Source organism: Mucilaginibacter sp. P4_G9 (assembly GCF_056400985.1).
Window position 1 is genome coordinate 1 of record NZ_JBFUKF010000434.1, and the last position, 4148, is coordinate 4148.

Genomic DNA, 4148 nt, shown 5'->3' on the forward strand with positions numbered 1-4148 from the left:
AATAAGCGCAGCATCACCATTAAAATATGCGCAAAATCCTGGCAAACGCCAGCTTTTAAGTTCCATACTTCATCAAGTGTGGTTTCAACTGTGGTAACACCTTTTATGTAGTTGAAGTTTTGATAAACATAACTGCAAAAGCGGAGGGCTATCTGGTAGGGTGTATCATCTTTTTGTCTTTCCTTATTAACAACCACCTGCAGTTCGGGTAAACCCTCAAAATATTCCTGCTTTAAAAAATCAATATAAGGTACCATGTACTGGATATGTTTCAGGTACTCCCACTGTTGCTCGGGGAAGATATCATTAACGGGTGAGGGTCTTTGCTTAGTGGTAACACTTAGTTTTGAATTGATGAGCATTACCGCGTGCGGTTCGCTGTAGGTAAAACTGCCAACCTCGTTACCGTAATAATCAATATGAGTATCCACAACAGGGGCGCCGGTTATATTTATTTCCTGGTTTATTACATCCTGGTACTCATCTTTGATAGGGTACAAGATGATTTGGTTGGCGCTATCCCGAACCATCCCCTCATAGGTATATTTGGTTATATGTTGTATTTTAAATTCAGGCATATCTTTAATTAGTTAATTTGAGAATTTGAAGATTTGATAAATGGATCTGATTATCCATTTATTAATCTTCAAATTGTTTATTTAATCATTTTCAAATTTTCAAATCAGCGAATTTTCAAATTATTAGGAGTTTGCGAAGTAATATTCATTAAGTGAATTACCTATACCATGAAGTTCATTCCTTATCTGGGTTAAAAATAAATGCAATCCTTCGGCCCGGATGCTTTTTACCGAACTGTATTTGATCCGGCTTTGTAAACGCCCGATCTGGAACGACATCTCGCGGAAAGTATCAACATTGCTATCATTCTTCAACCTGTCAAAATAACGCTGAATATTGTTTACCGAATAGATAACCGAACGCGGAAAATCGTTATTCAGAACAACCTGCTCCAATATGTTTTCGGCTTCAAAACCTTCCCGGTAGGTTTTCAGGTACAGCTCATATCCGCCTAAAGAAAGCAGCAGATGTTTCCAATAGGTGGTATCAGTTAACAGATCGGGGTTATCACTTATCGAGCTGAATTTGGTATCCAAAATATCCACCGATTGTATGGCACGCTCCAAATATTTACCAATATTCATAAAACTGCGGCCTTCGCCACGCTCCATCGTAATCTCCACTGTGCCGTAATAAAGCATTACCTGCTTTATTAGTACATCAAGTACACCAATAGGGTCCTCACGCTGTAAGGAGCGCTCCAGGCGCGAATCTTTTACGGTGTGGTAATACTCGTTAAGGCATTGCCAAAGATCCTTGGTGATGTGTTCCTGTACGCCACGGGCATTCTCCCGGGCCAGTGTAATGATGCTGAGTATAGAATTAGGATTATTTTTGCCCGTAACCATATACTTCAAAACCGCCCGGCTGTCATTATCCAGCTGATCGGCTCCATCTTCATTCAAACCGGCAAATATCCTTACTACCGGCTCCCAGGTAAATTCCTGTACCGTATCCTGCGATGAGGCATAATTAATTTTGAGCATCCGCAACATACCATCGCTGCGCTCAATGTAACGGCTTAACCAATAAAAACTTGCTGCAACCCTGCTTAACATATTAGCCCCCTAACCCCCTAAAGGGGGAATTTTTCGATTTGTTTAATTTATAAAGTCTATTTTTCAAGTTTGCCTTTAGTCGCTTGCACACTTCCTCCCCCTTTAGGGGGCCGGGGGGCACTAAGCCAACACCCATGTATCCTTACTTCCACCGCCCTGCGAGCTGTTCACTACCAGTGAGCCTTCCTTTAATGCCACACGGGTTAATCCGCCTGGTACAATTTCAATACCATCCGGGCCGTATAGTGCATAAGGCCTCAGATCAATACGGCGCGGCGTTAGTGAACCCTGCATATAGCAAGGCGCCGACGAAAGGCTTATGGTTGGCTGAGCAATAAAGTTACGGGGATCTTTCAGGATCTCTTTTTTATAATCGTCAATCTCCTGCTCAGTGGCCGCGTGGCCCATCAGCATGCCGTAGCCACCGCTGCCGTTGGTTTTTTTAACCACCATTTTATTAAGGTTCTTAAACACAAGCTCGCGCTCGTCGGGATTACCTAATTGATGGGTGGGTACGTTTTTTAGTATCGGCTCTTCGTTCAGATAGTAACGGATCATATCGGGCACATAAACATAAACCGCTTTATCATCGGCTACGCCGGTTCCTATAGCGTTTACAATGGCAACGTTTCCTTTACGATAAGCGCCCATAATGCCGGCAACCCCCAGCATACTGGCCGGGTTAAACACCAGCGGATCTAAATATTCATCATCAACCCTGCGGTATATTACATCAACCTGTTGTAAGCCCGTGGTTGTTTTCATATAAACCTTATGGTTGTTAACTACCAGGTCGCGACCCTCAACCAGCTCAACACCCATTAAACGGGCCAGCGTGGTATGCTCAAAATAAGCAGAGTTATAAATCCCCGGACTTAACAGTACAATAGTTGGGTTCGAGATTTGCCTTGGTGAAATGGCCAGCAGGTTTTTATACAATATAGTAGGATACTCTGTAACGCTGCGTACCCCGCATTGCGGCAACAAATCGGGAAATAGGCGCTTCGTAATCTCCCTGTTCTCCAGCATATAACTTACGCCCGATGGGGTACGGAGATTATCTTCCAGTACATAAAAAGTACCGTCCTCATCGCGGATCAGGTCGATACCCGAAATATGCACATAGATATCATACGGCACCTTTAGCTGGTACATCTCCCGCAAAAAATGCGGGCAGGAGTAAATAATATCTATCGGCACAATACCGTCTTTTACAATAAACTGGTTATTGTAAATATCCTTCAGGAAGTGATTAAGCGCGGTAAGGCGCTGCTTAATGCCACGCTCTACAAAAGCCCATTCGCTGGCGGTAATAATACGGGGAATGATATCAAACGGAAAAATTTTTTCAATGCCCTCGCCACTGTTATACACGGTGAACGTAATACCCTGGCTCATGAACAGGCGCTTGGCCAGCTCTTCTTTTTTGTTCAGGTCATCGGCCGATTCATTTGAAATATATTCAATTACCTTGCGATAATGCTCACGAACATTGCTATCCGAGCCGTACATTTCGTCCCAAACACCCCCAATAGGGTTATATTTATTAAAATAAGCTGATTCCTGCATAGAAAATTGTGAAAGTTTGAAAGTTACTAATCAGTTATTTTTTAAAAATGTAATTTATGAAGTGTTTTTGATAAAAAAGCAAATTATTTTTAATTTTTTGCGATTATTTTAATTGATTTTTCATTTTTGGCTAAGTTTAAGTAATGATATGGTAATTTATTGGGCTAAAACTCGTTCTAAAAGGCTAATTATCGTCGCTTAAAAATCATTCATTAATCATATACCTGTTACAATTATTCATGTTAGTTACGTCAAATAATAAAAAATGTGGCTTATTATGTAAGGCTTGGTTGCAGTTGCCCGCAGGCTGTGGTAATAATAAACGGCCAAAAGGTTCATTATCCGCTAAAGCAGCAACAAAGTTTAATGCAATTGATACCGTATCAGAAAGTTTAGATATATTCTTCAAAGGTTTAACACCGATTTTGTGTTTCTAATGTTAGAATCGGGTTCTGCTAAAGTTAATGATAATTGCTGGCGAAGATGAAAGCGATACCACAAAATTTCTCAAAAAAAACATCGGCCGGTTGCTGATGTAAGATAACCGAAGGATGTAATTAATTAAGCCGGAACAAACAAGTTAAATTGCAGGTATAGGTCACCTTTTATAGAAAATACCCGCGTTAGGGTTTACATAATGCCGGGTTATTATACAACTTAGTTTACAATCGCTTAATAATGGCCCGGATACGGAATTTATACCAAGTATTCTGCTTAATTTGGTAGTAATCATATATTTAAACCAGCCTGTTTCAAGCTTAATCGTGTTTTAACATGAAAACTATTTTAAGTATAATCTTTTTACTGGCAAATTATCCTGCGTTGGCACAAACAACTGTGCTTGCCGACGTTGCTGATGATGGTTGTTAAATAAAGGTGGAAAAGATTAAGTTAAAAATTGAAGACAGGCGTAAAAAGTATGAATTTAATGTGCAGGAATAC

The 4148-nt window shown here is 40.5% G+C and carries 4 protein-coding genes; all 4 read right to left on the reverse strand.

Annotated features, from left to right (window positions below; genetic code table 11):
* A partial coding sequence (locus tag AC1DPZ_RS23215) for a transglutaminase family protein (RefSeq protein ID WP_477407924.1) occupies positions 1 to 578 on the reverse strand: 578 nt, incomplete at its 3' end.
* Between the two features lie 123 nt (positions 579 to 701).
* On the reverse strand, positions 702 to 1637 hold the full coding sequence (locus AC1DPZ_RS23220) for an alpha-E domain-containing protein (protein WP_477407926.1): 936 nt from the start codon (positions 1635 to 1637) through the stop codon (positions 702 to 704).
* 120 nt (positions 1638 to 1757) lie between these two features.
* Positions 1758 to 3206: a circularly permuted type 2 ATP-grasp protein gene (locus tag AC1DPZ_RS23225; protein WP_477407928.1), complete on the reverse strand. Its 1449-nt coding sequence runs from the start codon at positions 3204 to 3206 to the stop codon at positions 1758 to 1760.
* Between the two features lie 205 nt (positions 3207 to 3411).
* Complete coding sequence (locus AC1DPZ_RS23230) at positions 3412 to 3615, reverse strand: hypothetical protein (RefSeq protein WP_477407930.1); 204 nt, start codon at positions 3613 to 3615, stop codon at positions 3412 to 3414.
* Positions 3616 to 4148 lie beyond the last annotated feature (533 nt).

Bases quoted from the DNA above. Each gene is read 5' to 3' on its own strand.
- AC1DPZ_RS23220 (WP_477407926.1), bottom strand. From the start codon at position 1,637: ATGTTAAGCAGGGTTGCAGCAAGTTTTTATTGGTTAAGCCGTTACATT.
- AC1DPZ_RS23225 (WP_477407928.1), bottom strand. From the start codon at position 3,206: ATGCAGGAATCAGCTTATTTTAATAAATATAACCCTATTGGGGGTGTT.